This window comes from Sinobaca sp. TMA16-18 (assembly GCF_059510535.1).
Genome location: NZ_JCAKFM010000004.1, coordinates 62,436 through 80,154, shown reverse-complemented (window position 1 = coordinate 80,154; position 17,719 = coordinate 62,436). Strand labels below are relative to the sequence as shown.

The following is a 17,719-nucleotide window of genomic DNA, read 5'->3' as shown; positions in this document are numbered from 1 at the left end:
ATTTATTCTCCTGTCAGTGAGTCTGAAACCTGCTCGGCGAATACTTCAGCAGAGAGAGGCCCTCCAAACGTCCAGGTATCTCCCGGAAGTGCGTAAGTACGGTCTTCTTCCACAAAGCTCAAGCCTTCCCATACTTCGTTTCCTGCGAGCTGGTTTTCAAAGACATTGTCTTCTTCCTGTACGATATACATGAAATCGCTATCCTGATATGGTTCAAGAGCATCAACATTTGTTTCTGTATAGCCATAAAGTTCAAATTCCGCGCCGTCGTATGCATTTTCGAGGCCGATTTCCTGCATAATCTTTACGGCCATGGAGTTATCTGTAAAAAGACGGATAGCAGCAGTGTCATTCGCGCTGAAAGCCTGTGATAAAAGAACTTCGTTTCCTTCATATCCACCGTCGCTTATTTCAGCTGCCACGTCTTCATAGGAACTGTTCAGGTCTTCCATCACCTGGTCGGCTTCTTCTTCTTTATCAACAGCAGAAGCGATCTCACGGAACGTGGTTTCCATTTCCTCATACTGATCGCCTTCGCCTTCTTCCGGGTACGGTTCAAACATAACGGTTGGAGCAATATCATTTAGTTGATCACTAATAGCTTCATGACGAGAGGAGGCAGTAATAATCAGATCCGGTTCAAGCTGGGCGATAGCCTCCAGGTTTGGTTCCTGTCTTGTGCCTACATCAGTAATATCTTCAGGAAGTTCAGGCTCTACGTTCACCCATTGATTATATCCTTCCAGATCAGCAATACCGACAGGATCTACGCCAAGTGCTAATAAGTCCTCCGCATAAACCCACTCTAAGACTACAATATTCTGGGGCGTTTCTTCAAGCTCTACTTCTTCTGCAGCTCCTTGAACAGTAGTTGTTTCCCCGCCGCCGTTTTCTTCTTCACTGCCACTTTCTTCTGTATCTGAAGCATTGCAGGCACCCAGTGCAAGCAGCCCTGCAAGCGCAGGAATCCATATGTATTTCTTTGTCATCAGTCCATCTCCTTATTGATAAAGATTATCATTTGCAATTAAAATATTACTATGAATGATGCTATAAATCAATATATTTTTTGATTGGTATATGTAAAAGCAGAAAGGAATGCTGTAGAAAAACATAAAAAAGATGGGTGCCAAAACCCATCGTTCCTATTCTATGTTGCTGTCTGCTTATTATATTCCTCACGAAATTGCTTTGTTATGGAGGTCATTCTTTTTTTATTTTTCCCAAGGTCTGAATAGCCGACCCGGGAAGCAGAGCGGAAATGAACAAATCCCTGCTGACCGAAATAGAATTCCACATCATCTTTAAAAGGCAGGAGCTTTACTTTGTAAACAGCTTTCATATAATCGACGTCCTCGTGCTCGATTTCAGCGAGTGGATCTTTTTTCAAAATAGACCGGACGATGCGTTTTGCTTCTTCCGGCTCGCCGCTGAAAGCAATTGGGTCCATGTAGTGTTGTTTGTCTTCAGAGCTTCCCATAGTCGAAACACAGTTAGGGGAATTGGGACAAGGTGGAAGTTTCATGAACGGAACCCCTTTCAAATGGTATGATGTAATTGTCATGTTAGACAGTTCCCTATTAAGGTAACCATTAATCATTCATTCCTTAGAAAAGGAGAGACAAATATGAAATTCAAACAGATTTCCCCTCATATATACAAAGGCGAAACATGGATGGGAATTAAAATGAGCGCCTGGGTTGTAAAAGAGGGCGACTATACGATTATTATTGATACGGGTCTTCCGTTTATGGGTTCTTCGCTGTTATCATTTGCTGAAGAAAAAGCACCATTGCAGATGGTTCTGCTTACCCACGGACACTCCGATCATGTAGGAGGGCTGTCTTCCATTCTACGCAAAAGAAAAGTACCGGTATATGCACATTCGAATGAAATCCAATATATAGAAGGAAAAGTACCATACCCGAAGCGGAAAAAACCGGAACGAGGCATCACGCCCGGTATCGTTAAACCGCTGCCGGAAGATGAAAACAATAATCTTCATACGATGATGAACTTAGTTCCTTATCTGACGCCCGGCCATTCACCTGGGCACACCGTTTTTTATCATAAAGAAGATAACGTATTGATCAGCGGCGATCTGTTTACTTCCAAAAGAGGAAAACTCACTCCTCCGATAAAGGCTTTTACAGCTGATATAAACGAAGCTGTAGAGTCGAGCCGTCTGCTGGAAGAACTTAATCCGAAACGGGTCAGCATCTGCCACGGGGAAGACATTGAACAGCCAAAGGATCAGCTGCAGGCCTATCTGCAGAAATATACAAAACAATGAGGTGAGAGATATGGGATATAAGCAGGAGTTTATGAAAGAAGCTCTGCTGTTGGCAGCAGAAACAGTACAAGAAAGCAGAGGAGAGCCTTTCGGGTGTGTTATCGTAAGAGATGAAAAAATAATAGCCCGGGCTTCCAATCAGCTGCACCGGACAAATGATCCGACGACCCATGCAGAGCTGGAAGCAATCAGGCAGGCAACAAGAGAGCAGGGGTCTCCTGATCTAAGTGATTGCGAGCTGTATACGAGCGGTGAACCATGCCCGATGTGCGAGGCTGCCATTAACTGGAGTAAGATACCTGTAGTTTATATGGGAAAGACGTTAGAGGACGCAAGAGAGGCAGGGCTTGCACCTTCTCCGGGAGATGAGGCGCCGGCTTATACTTCCTATCACAAGCCGGTTGATATGGGAGAACAAGACCCCTACGCTATATGGAAAAAAATAAGCTCGGATAATTAACCGAGCAGAAAACGAAAATAAATAATGATAAATAGGAAAAATAGAAAGAGCAGGACAGCAAATAAAAGAATACCCCACATATAGGGCAGATGAACATATTTTGACTGCTTTTTAATGGTGATAGCTGACAAAGTAAACGATACACCCAGTGCCAGCAGGATAATAACAGCTACCCAAAGTGCAACCTGAGGCCAGGGCAGAAAATATACAATAGGCATAAGGAGAAGCAGTACACAAACGGTGAAAAAAGCATAAAGAGAGGCACGATAAAAACGGTTGTCTGTTTTTGACTCTTTTTCCTGGCGTCTTTTTTCCATACGGCTTAAAGATTCCTGGACAGACCCGGCTCTGCTGCCGTCTCCCCGTCCAATCCAGCGGTTTATTGTATAGACGGGATTCCATTCTCTAATTGCGGTGATCCATTTCATATTTTCATCTCCTGATTGTCACGGAAATTAACTGTGTGATTCATCTTGGCTATCATATCTAATTATAGTTGATTGTGCAATGAGATAAGAAAACAAAGGAGAGGTTACACATGAAAGTTATAGTGCAAGGAGCCGGCGCAGTAGGAGCCTATATAGGGGCACGTCTTATCGAAGCCGGACATGAAGTGACATTTTTCGTCAGGTCCGGCCGCCGTGATCAGCTAAAAGAATATGGATTGACCCTGCATAGTACAGCAGGCGACTTCCACATACCACAGGTAAACACTATCACGTCAACCGAAGAAGCTGAAGGCGCAGATTTAATCATATGGGCGGTAAAAGGGTACCATATAGATGAAGCGCTTCCGCAGCTGGCTGAACTGGCTGAAAAAACAGAAGCGCCGGTTTTACCTTTACTTAACGGAACTTCTCATATTGATAAAATGAAACAAATGATCCCGGAGAGCCGGATTATCGGCGGACTGGCATTTATCATTGCAGCATTAGATGAAAAAGGGCATGTGCACCATACAAGCAGCCAGCATGGAATCATTTATGGAGCACTTCTGCCGGAGCAGGAACCGGCAGTGGATAGAATAGAAGAATTATTTGAGGCCGTCAATGCAGAAACGAAAAGAAGCGAAAACGTATGGCATGACATGTGGAAAAAATATATGTTTATTACTGCTTTTTCAGGCATTACAACGGCTGCAGACTTAACGATAGGTCCTGTCGTCCGTTCAGAAGAAGCGTGTATGACAATACGTTCGATGCTGATGGAAATGAAAGACATTGCCAATACAGAAAATGGCGGAATAACTGCAGAACACGCTGAGACAGCGTTAAAGCAGATGCAGTCATTGAATACAGAGGCGACATCCTCTATGCATAATGACCTTCTCCGTGGGGGAGAAATAGAAGTAGAGCACCTGCAGGGCGAAGCGTTAAAGCTTGCAGAAAAGCACAATATAGCGTCACCTGTTTTATTTACCATGTACAGCATAATAAAGCCAAAGGCTTTTAATAGATAAAACAGAGAAGGGAAGAGGATTCATAGAATGTTATCGAAAAACAAACAGTATATTGACGTAAGGTCCCCTAAAGAATTCGAAGAATATTCACTTCCTGGAGCCATTAATATTCCTATTTTTGACGATGAGGAACGGGCCATGGTAGGTACAGCGTATAAACAACAAGGAAAAGAAAAAGCAATGGATCTTGGTCTGGAAATACTATCACCAAAACTTCCTTCCATGTACCGGCTGATGCGTGATATTAGTGAAGGGGAGCAGGAAGTGGAAGTATACTGCTGGCGGGGCGGCATGCGGAGCGGTTCTTTTGTTTCTTTTATGAATATGATGGGGATCTCCTGTTCCAGGCTTCCAGGTGGGATACGGTCTTTTCGAAAAGAAATGGAAAGAACATTCCAAAAGGAAAAAGAAAGACGAAGAGAATACATTGTGCTGTCCGGAGGAACCGGTACTGGAAAAACAGAAATACTGGATCAATTGGAAGAAGAAGGCTATCCGGTTATTTCATTGGAGCATCTTGCAAATCACAGGGGATCGGCTTTTGGATCTATAGGGCTTCAGAAAAGAAGTCAGAAGCAGTTTGAACTCCTTCTTTGGATGAGAGTAAAAGAACTCGAAGATGCTCCTTTCTTTATCATTGAAGGAGAGAGCCGGCGGATAGGAAATATTCATCTTCCGGATTTTATTCAAAAGGGGAAATGGTATGGACACCGTATTGATGTGCAGCTTCCAATGAAAGAAAGGGAACAAGTACTGCTTCGAACGTACGATCCAAAACTGTACCACCAGGAAATTAAATCTGCTATTGAAAAAATCGAAAGTAAACTCACAGAGGAATCGAAAGAAAGCATTCATACCGCTATGCAGGAAGAACGCTATGATAGAGTCGCCTCTCTTTTACTGGAGCATTATTATGATCCACGCTATGATCATGCATACGCCCAGTATGAGAAAGAACCAATGCTTGTCACTGCTGCTGATATTGATGAAGCAAAAAAGGAAGTAGCACGCTGTATAGAAAGCATTCAAAAAGAAAAAGTATAAAAACAAGCTCTCAGCCATTTGGCCGAGAGCTTGTTCAGGTTGTTGAAAAAGATGCAAAAGTAAAAAACCCTTGAGACCATTAAACGGCTCAAGGGTTTTAAATATATTAGTTGATTACAGTTACTTCAAGGTTTTGACGACCGAATGATACAGCGTCACTGCGATCTTCCATGAAGATATCAATTCTATTGCCATTGATTGCTCCACCAGTATCAGCAGCAGTAAATGTACCCATGCCTTCAACTTCAACAGTTGAGCCAAGTGGGATAACATTAGGGTCTACAGCGATAACATTCTGGTTAGGGTTGGCACGAAGGTCTACGCCTGTTGCAGTAGTACCTGAGCATCCTGTACAGAAAGCAGTGTAAGCTGTAGCTTCAGCTGTAAATGAATCACCGGATGCTTCAGAATCAGCACTGGCTTCTGAAGAGGATGATTCAACTACTTCCTGGGAAGCTTCTTCTTCAGCTTGTGCAGCTTCAGCAGCTTCCTGTTCAGCAGCCTCTTCTTCAGCGGCAGCGGCTTGTGCAGCTTCCTGTTCAGCAGCCTCTTCTTCAGCGGCAGCAGCTTGTGCAGCTTCCTGTTCAGCAGCTTCTTCTTCAGCGGCAGCGGCTTGTGCAGCTTCCTGTTCAGCAGCCTCTTCTTCAGCGGCAGCGGCTTGTGCAGCTTCCTGCTCGGCAGCGTTTTCCGCTTCAGCAGATTCAGCCTCTACAGCTTCCTGTTCAGCAGCAGCCTGGCGTTCAGCAGCTTCCTGCTCGGCAGCCTCTTGAGCGGCAGCTTCTTCTTGTGCGGCTTGACGTTCAGCAGCGGCTTCTTCAGCCTGGGCTGCTTCCTGTGCACTAGTGTCTTCAGAAGAAGTGTCCTCAGAAGCAGTGTCTTCAGAAGATGATTTCTCTTCTACAGGTGCTTTTTCTTTAGAATCAGCTGTTGAAGCTGATGCTTTTGGTGCTGCAGCAACTTCAGTTGATGAAGGTGCTTTAGTATTTACTGTATGGAGAGCACCAAACGTTTCAGGACCTGCAAGGCCGTCAACGCTTATTCCGCTTTTGCTTTGGAATTCTTTAACAGCTTTTTCTGTTTTATCTCCATAAATGCCGTCTACTTCAATAGTATATAGTCCAAGATCGCTTAGATCTTCCTGCAGGTTTTCAACAGGCTGACCTGTAGATCCATGCTTTAAGACTTCAAGTGCACCAATTGTCTGCGGTCCGGCAATACCGTCCACTGCAAGACTGTGCTTTTCCTGGTAAGCAGTAACAGCAGCTTTGGTTTCTTTACCAAAAGTACCGGATACTGCGCTTTCGTTTAATGTTCCTTTATCACTTAGAAGCTCCTGGAGGCTTTCTACCTGTGAGTTTTCCTGTCCTTTTTGTATAAGATCGTTTCCGAGTTCATTTGCTTCTGAATTGACTGGACCTGCAAAGAAAATAAATCCTGCTGCTACGGCTGGTACGCCAAGCTTAGTCCATGATTTTAGTGTTGGTTGAAATTTCAAAATGTAAAACCTCCATTTAATAATAGTAATTCTGTTTCTTCTCTGTTCACTGTTCACTCTCGACCTCTCACATCTTATCAGCCGGGTTTCTTTCTACGCAACCTCAAATCGCCCATTTAAACGAATTGAAATCTCCGTGTAATCTGTGCAATTGAACCACAATATTTTAAAAACTATAATATTAGTCAGGAAAAACTCTGTAGTAACTGGTAAAATGGGGATAAAATATAGAAAGTACGCAAACTCCGGGGAGAAGAAAAGGAAAGTGGTAATATGACAACAATAAAGGATATTGCAAGATTGGCTAATGTTTCAAGGACTACAGTATCCAGGGTACTCAATGAATCTACTGCTGTAAGTAAAGAAGCCAGAGAACGGGTTCACAGGATAATAGAAGAAACCGGGTATATTCCGAGTGAAAACGCGAAATCACTGCGGACGAAAAAAACGAAAGTTATCGGGGTCATCCTGCCGAGACTCAGCACGGAAACGACTACGCGTGTAGTATCGGGTATAGATAAAGAGTTAGGGAAACAAGGCTTTCAAATCCTTCTTGCCAGCTCGGACCTTAATATAGATAAAGAAGTCGAGCATATCAAGCTGCTGGAAAGCAGAAGAGTAGATGGCATTATTCTTCTGGCAACGAACACTCTCAATCCGATAAAAACAGCTGTGTCGGAAGCAAAAGTACCGGTCATTGTAGTGGGACAGGAGTTCCCCGATGCAATCTGCCTCATGTACGACGACTTTCGGGCAGCGTATGACTTAACAAACTTGTTCATAAAAAAAGGCTACAGGAAAATTGGGTTAATCAGCGTAGATGAAACAGATGAAGCCGTCGGTTTTTGGAGAAAAAAAGGATACATAAAAGCCTTGGAAGAAGCAGGCCTTCCGGTAGAAAAAGACTGGCAGGCAGAAGGCGCATTTACTATTGAGTCCGGCTATAGTGCAATGAAAACCATTTGGGAACGTTCGGAGTTAAAGCCTGATGGTGTAGTATGTGCAACAGACAGGATGGCGATCGGGGCAGCGGATTATCTTGCTCGTATCGGGGCAGCCATGCCGGGTGATGTAGGCATTGCAGGATTTGGAGCATCAGAGTTGTCTCAATATGCGAAGCCGGCACTCACTACAGTGGATTATTACAACGAACAGGCCGGGATAGAAGCGGCCAGAACCTTACTGGAAGAAATGGAAAATCCAGCTGTTAAAAAGAATAAAAAAAATATTTTAAAGTATGGACTTATAGAAAGAAATAGCTTATGATAAGAATGTAATCGATTCCAAAGAGGGGTCGACTATCATTTTACTTCTTTTTGGAATCGATTCCAAAGAAGCTCAAACGGAAACAGGAGGGTGAAAAATGGCAGCTGATAATAAGGCTATTGTAAAAGAACTGATTGAAGCGGTAGGGGGAAAAGAGAATATTGCTTCCGTCGCTCATTGTGCAACAAGGCTTCGGATAATGGTTCATGATAAAGAGAAAATTGACCAGGATAGTGTAGAAAATATTGATAAAGTAAAAGGCGCTTTTTATAACTCGGGCCAGTATCAGGTGATTTTTGGCACCGGAACGGTAAATAAAATGTATGAAGAAGCTTCTAAGCTTGGGGTAACGGAAAGCACGAGTTCTGAACAGAAGCAGGAAGCAAAAAAACAGGGAAACATGTTTCAGCGTGCAATTCGGACGTTTGGGGATGTATTTGTTCCTATCATCCCGGTACTTGTAGCAACAGGACTTTTTATGGGACTCAGAGGGCTTCTGCTGCAGGAAGTTGTGCTTGGATGGTTTGGGCTGACGCCTGACGACGTACCGGCTAATTTGATAACGTTTACACAAGTGTTGACTGATACAGCATTTGCCTTTCTTCCGGCTTTGATAGCATGGTCTGCCTTCAGGGTGTTTGGAGGAAGCCCAATCATCGGTATTGTATTGGGACTCATGCTCGTCAACCCTTCTCTTCCTAACGCTTATGAAGTAGGAGAGGGCGTGGCAGATCCGCTTACCTTTTTCGGTTTCATCCCGGTAATCGGTTATCAGGGCTCTGTTCTGCCGGCCTTTATTGCCGGGTGGCTTGGAGCACTGTTTGAAAAGCAGCTTAGAAAAAGAGTTCCGGAAGCTTTGGATTTAATTGTCACACCATTCTTAACACTACTCGTCATGATTTTCCTATCACTTTTCCTTATTGGACCGGTAATGCACGGCCTGGAAAATCTTGTTCTTTCAGGAACAGTAGCGTTGTTAGAGGCGCCGTTTGGCATCAGTGGCCTGATTATTGGCTTCTTCCACCAGGTTCTCGTTATTACAGGAGTGCACCATGTATTTAACTTTTTAGAGATTCAGCTCCTCGAGCAGTTCGGTTCCAACCCGTTTAATGCCATTATTACGTGTGGTATTGCGGCTCAGGGCGGTGCCGCTCTGGCAGTGGGTTTAAAAACCAAATCGAAAAAGCTGAAAGCACTGGCTCTGCCATCTTCCTTTTCCGCTTTTCTCGGAATCACGGAGCCTGCCATCTTTGGTGTTAACCTCCGTTATGTAAAGCCCTTCCTTATGGGATTAATTGGGGGCGGTGTCGGTGGTTTTACAGCGTCTCTTTTCCAGATGGAAGCCACAGGTATGGCAATTACAGTAGTTCCGGGTACCCTGCTCTACTTGAATGAACAAATTCTTCTCTATATCGTCGTTAACCTTCTTTCAGCAGCAGTGGCCTTTACGTTAACATGGTTATTCGGCTACTCAGATAAAATGAAAGAAGAATTAGATAAGGCAGCATAATACAGCGCAGACACCAGCCGGAAACGGCTGGTGTTTTTTATTGTCTAAATATCCTTCCTGTGGCAGACTAAAGGAGCGCTGCGACGGAGAGAGGACGTTATGAATGAAAGCTTTAGTTAATGAAAATCGATATATTATTTATACCCTGATGCTTGGGATTTATCTCGTAAACATATTTCTTGATCATAACATCCTGCTTTATACAGCAGGCATTATAGCGATACCGGTATTTATTATATCGTTTGCGGCTGCTTCGAGGCTGTTTAAAATTCTGGGAACTTTTTTTATCAGCGCAGGTATAATTTTATTTGTCGTTAGTGGAGAAAGTGCTGCCCAAATTCCTATTTTTTTAACATCGAACATGCAGCTGCTGGCTTTCCTGGCTGTGCTGCCGTGGATGAACAGTGTCGTCCATGCAGGAAGATTCGACAGAAAGATCAGCCAGCTTTTAAGAGCAGATGTAGATGACCTGGGAAAGCTGTACGCAAGAAGCTCGCTTACCTCTTACCTGCTTGTCTGTTTTATTAACTTGTCAGCGCTCCCTTTTTCCCAGCAGGTTCTGCAGGATAATTTGTCAGCTGTGTCGAAAAAGCTAAGAGAGTCTTTCGTCAGCAGAACGACACTGCGGGCATTCGCAATAGCTCTTGCCTGGAGTCCGATGGAAATTATGGTTGCGATTACAATTGATGCAACAGGTGTAGGGTACGTAGCCTACCTTCCCTGGCTTTTGCTTTGCTCCCTTCTGGTTCTGGGAATTGAAATGCTGTGGGGGCGGATGGAATTCAGGAAACATCCTTACACGCCGGCCAATCAGAAAGTAATGAATGAATCAATTAACTGGAAAACGCTGATTTTTAAAATTATTGAATTGTTTGCTGCGCTGTCTGTGTTTCTGCTGGCTGTTCTATTAATCGGCAATTGGACAGGGTTTAACTTCATATTAACTGTAACTCTTGTACTGATTCCATTTTCTGTCTGCTGGGCCTTTGTGATTCGGAGATGGCGCACATTCCGTATCGTCGGCTGGTCGATGTGGAAACAGAGAACAACGAACATGCAGAATTTTGTTGTGTTGTTTCTTGCTTTGGGACTGTTTTCAAGCAGCTTAAATGAAACGCCTGTACTGACGTTGATGCAGACTCCTTTTGAAGCCGCCTCGGGCTTTCCACTTGCGATCCTGCTGCTGATCCAGTTTACGTACTTAGGGTTATCAATGGTCGGTGTCCATCCAATCGCCACGATAGGCATTCTTATGGAGATCCTGCCGCCTCTTTATGAAACGATGAACCCATTAAGTATTGGGATCGTATTAATTACCGGCGGGTTGGCGACAGCTACTGTGGGTACGTTTGGAATAACAGTAACGATGACTGCGCAGAACACGATGCAGAACCCTTATAAAATCACCTATCGAAATATGCCATTTGCTCTGTTATATGGAGGAATGGGAACGCTTATAGCATATTTACTGCTGTAATATAGTGTAGAAAGGACAGCTGTATATGACCCGCACATATCAAATTGGCATCGACCTGGGAGGTACGAGTCTTCGTACCGCCCTTATCGAAGATAAGAAAATAATAAAGCAGATGGAATCCAGTACTACTCCGGGTACAGCCGAAGAAGGTATAAAGAAAATAAAGGAAATGATAGATTCTTTTGGAGACCATCAGGCTCAAACGATTGGATGCGGGGCTCCCGGGCCGCTTGATCCTTGGAGTGGAACGATTCTGGATCCGCCGAATCTTCCGGGATGGCATGGTTTTTCGTTTAAAAAAGAATTGGAAAACGCAACAGGTCTGTCTGTTACGCTCGATAATGATGCAAATGCTGCAGCGCTTGCTGAACATGAACTTGGCGCAGGGAGACAGGCAGACAGTATGATATACGTTACCATCAGCACCGGCATTGGTGCTGGTATTATTATCGGCAATTCACTTCTTTCCGGGGCGCTCGGTGCTGCCGGAGAAGTAGGCTTTATGAGAATGGGGCGTACAGAGCATCCTTCCCCGAAGGATAGAACCTGGGAGCAGGCGGCTTCGGGCACAGCTCTGAAGGAAAAAGCTATAGAACTCTATGGGGAGAAGAGCCATGCCGGAGAACTATTTGAGGCGTACTGGAAAAACGATAAAGAAGCAGTACAGGCACTGAATCCCATTATTGAATACCAGGCGGTCGGGATAGCCAATATTTATTTAACGATAAATCCGGAGCTTATCGTGCTTGGAGGAGGAGTCATCCAGTACAATCCATTTCTTGTAGAGGTTCTGGAACAAAGAATAAATGAGTATTTGTATAAAAGTTTAAAAGGCAGGTGTCTGGTGGTACAGGCAGAATTAGAAGGAAACGCAGGCGTGATTGGAGCCGGTCTTCTTTCCTCTGCTGAACGTTTAGGGTGAATCCGGGCACCTTGTGCAGACAAGGTGTTTCATTTTTGCCTGATTCGTACCGGAAGGAGGAGCAGCGGTGAAAAAAAACCGGTGGTACGCTTTACTTATTATTTCTGTGTCTGTTTTCTTTTCCTTAAGTCTATGGTTTAGTGCTTCAGTGATTGCAGAAGATTTAAGAGAGCGGTGGGGGCTGACCCCGTTAATGGAGGGCTGGCTTTCTGCAGCCGTCCCGGTTGGGTTTGTAGCCGGAGCTTTTGTCAGCGCTCTGCTTGGCCTGGCCGACCGTTTTAATACAAGAAAACTATTTGCCCTGTCTGCGCTGGCAGGAGGTATATTGAATATACTGCTTTTATTTACGGATACGATTTTTATCGGCCTGCTTTTACGAATGCTTACCGGCGCGGCTCTTGCCGGCGTATATCCGCCGGCGGTGAAACTGATTTCTTTATGGTTTCCAAAGCAGCGCGGCTTAGCTATTGGTATTTTGATTGCGGCTTTGACCCTCGGTACCTCTCTTCCGCATGCCCTATTTTTATTTACAGCCGGTGCTGATGCCGGGATGGTACTGATTCTAAGTTCGACACTGGCGTTTACGGCTGCCGTATTGATGTATGCAGCGTTAGGGGAAGCACCGGTGAAACCGAATCCTTCTGTTTTTTCAATCAGGCTTTTATCCAACGTAATAAAAAACCGGCCGGTTATGCTGGCCAACTACGGCTATTTTGGTCATATGTGGGAACTGTACGGCATGTGGACATGGCTGCCTGCCTTTCTGGCTGCAAGCTTTGCCCAGTCTGCTGTTCCGGATGAATGGAGCATCGCCGCTGCTTTTACAGCTATTGGAGCGGCCGGGGCGGTGGGATGCATAGCAGGGGGCTTACTTGCAGATAAAATAGGAAGATCCTTACTTACTATTGCAGCGATGGGGATAAGCGCTGCCTGCGCGATAAGCATTGGCTGGACATTTGGTTCTGCTGTCTGGCTCACTATTATACTGGCAGTCATCTGGGGCGCTTCGGTCATAGCTGATTCCGCCCAGTTCTCCGCCGCTGTTTCCGATTTTGCTGAGCCGGAATATACGGGGACTGCATTAACCTTTCAAATGTGCATCGGATTTTTAATATCGGTTATTTCCATTAATCTGATTCCGATTTTTCAGACGTGGATGGGGTGGGAGTGGGTGTTTGCTATTCTTAGCATAGGACCGATTCTAGGGATGGCTGCTATGTGGAAAGTAAGAGCATATGAAAAAAATGCTGTTTCTTCTTAAGATCCAAAATCGTCCATTTAGTTATTGACAGAAAGTAGATTTTTGCCTATTATTATCTAACAATCTATGTTTGTCATACCAAAGGGGAGTAGCTTACAGTTATGTCGTCATTACGTGGCGCTGAGGTGCCGCCGGCCTGACTGGCAGCATTATGTTGTTTGCGAGACCTTTGCCTGTTAATCCAGGTAAAGCCCTTTTTCTATGAAAGATAAGAGCCTTTACCTGATAGCCGGGGTAAAGGCTCTTTTTTTAATAGTGAACGCATAGATTGAAGCGGAGGAAAGGAAGAGGGAGGCTCATGGCAAAGCAGGATTACCGTGAGGGAAAAGAAGCGCTTTATATGATTATAGGAAGTGTTCTTTTCATTATTATTGTGTTTGCTGTTCTTCATTTTGTGTTTGGTATTCCCATTTTCCCATCTTAAAAAAAGAGCTTATTCTTTATGGCAGAGCACTTCATGCCGGTTTTATTGATAATATACAAAAAAGTATAAAACCCCTGATAGTAAGCGATTACAGCTGCAGTGACATGTTTATAATCCGTGGATAGTGGTATGAATAAAGAGCATACGCAATCCACAGAAAAGAGGGTATACATTATGAAACGACTGGAAAATTATACAGCAGTTATTACCGGAGCGGCTACGGGTATTGGTCGTGCTACGGCGGTATTATTCGCAGAAGAAGGAGCAGAAGTGCTGTGTGCCGATAAGAACGAAGATCAGGTCAAAGAACTGACTGAAGAAATACAGCAGGCTGGAGGCAGAGCCCGGGCATATGCGCTGGATGTGTCTAAAGATAAAGAGGTAATCGAATTCGCGGAAAAAGTAAAAAAGCAGTATATAACAGTTGACGTGCTGTTTAATAACGCCGGCATCGACCGGGAAGGTGGAAAGCTGCACGAGTATCCAGTGGAGCTGTTTGATGAGATTATCAACGTGGACCTGCGCGGTACCTTTTTGATGAGTAAATATATTATTCCGCTTATGCTGGAAAAGGGAGGATCTATTATAAATAACTCGTCCATGTCCGGTTCAGCCGCTGATCTGGATCGTTCCGGCTATAATGCAGCTAAAGGCGGCGTTACTAATCTAACAAAAGCCATTGCCATTGATTACGGGCGTCAAGGAATCAGAGCAAATGCAATTGCTCCCGGTACGATAGAAACGCCATTAGTATCGGAACTGGCAGGTACAGAAAATGAGGAAGGCGGAAAAGCTTTCCGGGAAGCTCAGAAATGGGTGACACCTATGGGCCGGCTTGGTGATCCAAGAGAAATGGCGACTATCGCTTTATTTTTAGCTTCAAAAGACAGCTCGTTTGTAACCGGAGAAACAATTACAGGCGACGGAGGATTAACAGCCTATACATGGCCCGGCAAAATGCTGTTTGAAAAAGGTTGGAAAGAAACGACAGAAGAAAAAAGAAGGCCCGTGCTTTTTAAAAAGCGCGGGCCTGTTTTTATACAATATCCAGTGGTTCTTTACGGGATGGGGCAGGGAAGGCGCTGTCCAGCGCCACTATGTCTTCCTCTGTCAGGTTAATGCCGGCTGCCCGGGCGTTCTGCAGAACATGTTCTTGTCTGCCGGCTTTAGGAATACTAAGCACATGCCCGGAGCGGATGCTCCATGCAAGTAAAATCTGCAGCTCTGTAACCTGGTGAGAGGCAGCGACTTTCTTTACAGAAGGATTGGTTAACAGCTGACGGCGGAGGTTTCCGCCCTGTGCAAGCGGGCAGTAAGCCATAGCAGGAATCGCACGCTCTTTCATCCAGGGCAGCAGGCTGTATTCGATGCCGCGGGAGCCGAGGTGATACAACACCTGGTTCACCGCACATGCCTGCCCGCCGGTGACTTGATTGAGCTCCTGCATATCTGCAGTATCAAAATTTGATACGCCCCAGCGTTTAATCAAACCTTGAGCTTTCATTTTTTCCATCTCCTCTACAGTTGCCTGCAAAGGAACCCTCCCCCGCCAATGAAGCAGGTAAAGATCCAGGTGATCGGTCTGCAGCCTGGAGAGGCTTTTTTCCAAAGAGGCCTGCAGGTGCTTTCTGCCGGCATTGAAAGGAAGAACTTTAGAAACAAGAAAAGCATCTTCCCGGGAATGTTTCAGCGCTTTTGCCGTCACTTTTTCAGCACGGCCATCTCCATACATTTCCGCCGTATCAATCACGCGGAGGCCAAGCTGTAATCCGAGCTGAAGCGCTTGTATCTCGTCCGCCTCACGTTCAGGGTCATCGCCCATATGCCATGTACCCTGACCGAGACTTGGAAGGACCGTTCCGTCCGGAAGAGTAATGGTATGATTCTGTACCTGGTTTTGAATGGCTGTAATTTCATTATTTGTTAACTCCATAGAATAAATCAGTCCTTTGTTATTTGAATTACATTAAAGATTGTGCGCCGTCCAGATAGATTTCAGATCCGGAGATGTGGGAAGAATTTTCCGAAGCTAAAAATAATACTAAATCAGCGGCTTTTTCTGCTTTCGCAGGCTGGTTTAACAATGTATCCGCAGATTCATCCATTTCTGTTTTTACAGGAAGTTCAATTTTTTCGATGCCTTCTGTATACGTACGGTCAAATATGTTGGTTTCCACATAGCCCGGACACATGATATTAACACGTATTTTATAACCGGCAAGCTCGAGCGCGGCCATCTTGCCGAATGCCATTTGTCCTGCTTTGGAAGAAGAATACGCAGTCATGCCCATATTGGAAAAAGTGCGGTTTCCGTTCACAGAACTGGTAATAATAATACTGCCGCCATGTTCTTTCATATGGGGAATCGCGTATTTCACGGATAAGAATGTACTGCGCAGGTTGGTTTCAATGGTTTTGTCCCATTTGTGCGGCTCCATGTCCTCAATCGGGGCTACAGTACCATTCATTCCTGCATTGGCAAGGACTACATCAATGCGGCCCCATTCTTTTGCAGCTGCCGAAAAACTTTCCTCCATCTGCCCGGGGTCGGAAACATCTGTTTCAAAACAGAGGGCTTCTGAGCCGGCCTCTTCTATTAAACGCTTTGTTTCCTGGGTATCCTGCAGATCAATAAGCGCTACTTTTGCTCCTTCTTGTGCGAATTTAATGGCAGTAGCCTGCCCGATACCTGAAGCTGCCCCTGTTACAACAGCAATTTTATTTGACAATAGTCCCATTTGTATTCTCTCCGCTTCTACTTATAGTCGTTTTCTTCCAATACCCTTCTCTGTGCCCCTAAAAACAATTCTCTTATACAAATCCTTCCCTGATAAAACGATTCAGCGCTTTAAAGACGCCAATATCAATACAGATTACGATAATCACGAGAATAACAGGGCCGATAATAAACCCTAAAGCACCGAACAGCTGAAGTCCTGCAAATAAAGACACGAGAACAGCGATAGGGTTGAGATTCATGCTGGAGGAGAGAACTTTCGGCTCAACAGCCTGGCGGACCACAAGAATGATCACGTATAAAATGATTAAGCTGATGCCAAGACCAAAATTACCGGTAATAATCAAGTACACACCCCACGGGATGAGAATAGTACCGGTACCCAGATAGGGAAGAAATTCAGCCAGCCCGATAATAAGGGCAAGCAGAACGGCATTATCCACCTGTAGTACAAGAAGGCCGATAAATACGATAATTCCTGTGATGCACATTAAAATAAGCTGGGCTTTTATATAGCCAAAGACCCGAACCCACATCGCTTTATAAAATTCTTTCATTTTCAGAACAATTTGGTCAGGAAGAGCTTTTCGAATCCCGTCTGACATTCGTCCCCAGTCTTTCCCAATAAAATATATAGCAATAAGTACAAACAGAAATGCCACCAGGAAAGTAGGGATGCTTAAAGCAAGCTGTGTAGCAGTATCACCGGCGCTTTGAGCAAGGCGGCTGAGACCGGCGCCGAGTTCCGCTCCAATTTCAGGCAGGCCGCCGCCTGCTCCACCGATCCCATCTGCAATTCCGCTGATACGCTGCCAAAATGGCAGAATAGTGGTGTCCAGAAAATCCTGGATTTGATAAAAAGCATCTTCCATAATAGCAGGTGCGCGCTCGGCGAAACGCTGAATAGGATCAATAACAAGAAATGTAATGCCGGTAATAACGCCGCCTATGAAAGCGATGCCGAACAATAGAGTGGTTACTGCAGCGATACCGGCGGGAAAGCGCAGCTTTGTCTGCAGAAATGTAGATAATGGCTTAAGAATCCAGGCAAAAAAAGCAGCAATCCAAAATGGATAAGTAAGAGAAAAAATAAAGGCCGTCGCCCACAGAACCGTAGCAACTGTTCCCATTACTAGCAGCAGACGGATAATCATCCAAGCTGTTTGTTTTTTCATAGCCTGTTCACCTGCCTTATCCTGACTTTTATGTGTAGATATTCTTATTTTAGCTCAATTGCCGCTAAATAACACGTTCCCTTCTTTTACGTTTTTAAAAATTATTCTTTTATTTAAAAGGTATTTTCATATAAACAGCCAATATTAAAGGAGAAGATGCATATAGTATGGATACTACATAGAGAGCAGGGATACA

At 44.6% G+C, this 17,719-nt stretch carries 17 protein-coding genes and 1 pseudogene; 11 read left to right on the top strand and 7 right to left on the bottom strand.

What is annotated here, in order from left to right:
* Positions 1–2: 2 nt before the first annotated feature.
* Together AC5W14_RS08800 and AC5W14_RS08795 are read right to left on the bottom strand one after the other, a co-directional pair.
* A complete protein-coding gene (locus AC5W14_RS08800; protein WP_496060399.1) occupies positions 3–989 on the bottom strand; it encodes an ABC transporter substrate-binding protein in 987 nt (328 codons plus the stop codon).
* A 161-nt stretch (positions 990–1,150) separates the two neighbouring features.
* Positions 1,151–1,525: a DUF1499 domain-containing protein gene (locus AC5W14_RS08795; protein ID WP_496194155.1), complete on the bottom strand. Its 375-nt coding sequence runs from the start codon at positions 1,523–1,525 to the stop codon at positions 1,151–1,153.
* 102 nt (positions 1,526–1,627) lie between these two features.
* Here AC5W14_RS08795 and AC5W14_RS08790 point away from each other — a divergent pair, with 102 nt between their 5' ends.
* Together AC5W14_RS08790 and AC5W14_RS08785 are read left to right on the top strand one after the other, a co-directional pair.
* A complete protein-coding gene (locus AC5W14_RS08790) occupies positions 1,628–2,293 on the top strand; it encodes an MBL fold metallo-hydrolase (protein WP_496194154.1) in 666 nt (221 codons plus the stop codon).
* A gap of 10 nt (positions 2,294–2,303) precedes the next feature.
* A complete protein-coding gene (locus AC5W14_RS08785) occupies positions 2,304–2,753 on the top strand; it encodes a nucleoside deaminase (RefSeq protein ID WP_496060402.1) in 450 nt (149 codons plus the stop codon).
* Here the strand turns inward: AC5W14_RS08785 and AC5W14_RS08780 are convergent.
* A complete protein-coding gene (locus AC5W14_RS08780) occupies positions 2,750–3,181 on the bottom strand; it encodes a hypothetical protein (RefSeq protein WP_496194153.1) in 432 nt (143 codons plus the stop codon). The two genes, AC5W14_RS08785 and AC5W14_RS08780, sit on opposite strands and share 4 nt — an antisense overlap.
* A 110-nt stretch (positions 3,182–3,291) precedes the next feature.
* On the opposite strand from AC5W14_RS08780, the gene AC5W14_RS08775 reads away from it, so the two are divergent.
* Entirely contained in the window at positions 3,292–4,212 is a 921-nt protein-coding gene (locus AC5W14_RS08775; protein ID WP_496194152.1) for a ketopantoate reductase family protein, read from the top strand.
* A 27-nt stretch (positions 4,213–4,239) separates the two neighbouring features.
* The gene (mnmH, locus tag AC5W14_RS08770) at positions 4,240–5,256 is read left to right on the top strand and encodes a tRNA 2-selenouridine(34) synthase MnmH (protein ID WP_496194151.1); all 1,017 of its coding nucleotides are present in this window, start codon (positions 4,240–4,242) and stop codon (positions 5,254–5,256) included.
* A 106-nt stretch (positions 5,257–5,362) separates the two neighbouring features.
* Here mnmH and AC5W14_RS08765 read toward each other — a convergent pair whose 3' ends face one another.
* Complete coding sequence (locus AC5W14_RS08765; protein ID WP_496194150.1) at positions 5,363–6,751, bottom strand: peptidoglycan-binding protein; 1,389 nt, start codon at positions 6,749–6,751, stop codon at positions 5,363–5,365.
* 273 nt (positions 6,752–7,024) lie between these two features.
* Between AC5W14_RS08765 and AC5W14_RS08760 the strand changes: the two genes are divergently transcribed.
* The 7 genes and pseudogenes from AC5W14_RS08760 to AC5W14_RS08730 form a co-directional block, all read left to right on the top strand.
* On the top strand, positions 7,025–8,017 hold the full coding sequence (locus AC5W14_RS08760) for a LacI family DNA-binding transcriptional regulator (RefSeq protein ID WP_496060407.1): 993 nt from the start codon (positions 7,025–7,027) through the stop codon (positions 8,015–8,017).
* 97 nt (positions 8,018–8,114) lie between these two features.
* Positions 8,115–9,527: a sucrose-specific PTS transporter subunit IIBC gene (locus AC5W14_RS08755; protein WP_496060408.1), complete on the top strand. Its 1,413-nt coding sequence runs from the start codon at positions 8,115–8,117 to the stop codon at positions 9,525–9,527.
* Positions 9,528–9,630: 103 nt separating this feature from the next.
* A complete protein-coding gene (locus AC5W14_RS08750) occupies positions 9,631–11,004 on the top strand; it encodes a hypothetical protein (protein ID WP_496194149.1) in 1,374 nt (457 codons plus the stop codon).
* 25 nt (positions 11,005–11,029) lie between these two features.
* The gene (locus tag AC5W14_RS08745) at positions 11,030–11,926 is read left to right on the top strand and encodes an ROK family protein (RefSeq protein ID WP_496060410.1); all 897 of its coding nucleotides are present in this window, start codon (positions 11,030–11,032) and stop codon (positions 11,924–11,926) included.
* A 67-nt stretch (positions 11,927–11,993) separates the two neighbouring features.
* Positions 11,994–13,187: an MFS transporter gene (locus AC5W14_RS08740; RefSeq protein ID WP_496060411.1), complete on the top strand. Its 1,194-nt coding sequence runs from the start codon at positions 11,994–11,996 to the stop codon at positions 13,185–13,187.
* Positions 13,188–13,485: 298 nt separating this feature from the next.
* Positions 13,486–13,611, top strand: coding sequence for a hypothetical protein (locus AC5W14_RS08735; RefSeq protein ID WP_496194148.1), 126 nt, complete (start codon positions 13,486–13,488; stop codon positions 13,609–13,611).
* Positions 13,612–13,785: 174 nt separating this feature from the next.
* Positions 13,786–14,604, top strand: a pseudogene (locus tag AC5W14_RS08730) (SDR family oxidoreductase); the annotation flags it as partial.
* A gap of 43 nt (positions 14,605–14,647) precedes the next feature.
* Here AC5W14_RS08730 and AC5W14_RS08725 read toward each other — a convergent pair.
* From AC5W14_RS08725 to ytvI, 3 genes are all read right to left on the bottom strand, one after another.
* Positions 14,648–15,544, bottom strand: a complete 897-nt coding sequence (locus AC5W14_RS08725; RefSeq protein WP_496060414.1) for an aldo/keto reductase — start codon at positions 15,542–15,544, stop codon at positions 14,648–14,650.
* A gap of 28 nt (positions 15,545–15,572) precedes the next feature.
* Positions 15,573–16,349 carry an SDR family oxidoreductase gene (locus tag AC5W14_RS08720; protein ID WP_496194147.1) on the bottom strand — a complete coding sequence of 259 codons (777 nt, stop codon included), beginning with the start codon at positions 16,347–16,349 and terminating at the stop codon, positions 15,573–15,575.
* A gap of 73 nt (positions 16,350–16,422) precedes the next feature.
* Positions 16,423–17,523, bottom strand: a complete 1,101-nt coding sequence (gene ytvI, locus AC5W14_RS08715; RefSeq protein WP_496194146.1) for a sporulation integral membrane protein YtvI — start codon at positions 17,521–17,523, stop codon at positions 16,423–16,425.
* Positions 17,524–17,719 lie beyond the last annotated feature (196 nt).

Bases quoted from the DNA above. Each gene is read 5' to 3' on its own strand.
- AC5W14_RS08800 (WP_496060399.1), bottom strand. From the start codon at position 989: ATGACAAAGAAATACATATGGATTCCTGCGCTTGCAGGGCTGCTTGCA.
- AC5W14_RS08795 (WP_496194155.1), bottom strand. From the start codon at position 1,525: ATGAAACTTCCACCTTGTCCCAATTCCCCTAACTGTGTTTCGACTATG.
- AC5W14_RS08790 (WP_496194154.1), top strand. From the start codon at position 1,628: ATGAAATTCAAACAGATTTCCCCTCATATATACAAAGGCGAAACATGG.
- AC5W14_RS08785 (WP_496060402.1), top strand. From the start codon at position 2,304: ATGGGATATAAGCAGGAGTTTATGAAAGAAGCTCTGCTGTTGGCAGCA.
- AC5W14_RS08780 (WP_496194153.1), bottom strand. From the start codon at position 3,181: ATGAAATGGATCACCGCAATTAGAGAATGGAATCCCGTCTATACAATA.
- AC5W14_RS08775 (WP_496194152.1), top strand. From the start codon at position 3,292: ATGAAAGTTATAGTGCAAGGAGCCGGCGCAGTAGGAGCCTATATAGGG.
- mnmH (WP_496194151.1), top strand. From the start codon at position 4,240: ATGTTATCGAAAAACAAACAGTATATTGACGTAAGGTCCCCTAAAGAA.
- AC5W14_RS08760 (WP_496060407.1), top strand. From the start codon at position 7,025: ATGACAACAATAAAGGATATTGCAAGATTGGCTAATGTTTCAAGGACT.
- AC5W14_RS08755 (WP_496060408.1), top strand. From the start codon at position 8,115: ATGGCAGCTGATAATAAGGCTATTGTAAAAGAACTGATTGAAGCGGTA.
- AC5W14_RS08750 (WP_496194149.1), top strand. From the start codon at position 9,631: ATGAAAGCTTTAGTTAATGAAAATCGATATATTATTTATACCCTGATG.
- AC5W14_RS08745 (WP_496060410.1), top strand. From the start codon at position 11,030: ATGACCCGCACATATCAAATTGGCATCGACCTGGGAGGTACGAGTCTT.
- AC5W14_RS08735 (WP_496194148.1), top strand. From the start codon at position 13,486: ATGGCAAAGCAGGATTACCGTGAGGGAAAAGAAGCGCTTTATATGATT.
- AC5W14_RS08725 (WP_496060414.1), bottom strand. From the start codon at position 15,544: ATGGAGTTAACAAATAATGAAATTACAGCCATTCAAAACCAGGTACAG.
- AC5W14_RS08720 (WP_496194147.1), bottom strand. From the start codon at position 16,349: ATGGGACTATTGTCAAATAAAATTGCTGTTGTAACAGGGGCAGCTTCA.
- ytvI (WP_496194146.1), bottom strand. From the start codon at position 17,523: ATGAAAAAACAAACAGCTTGGATGATTATCCGTCTGCTGCTAGTAATG.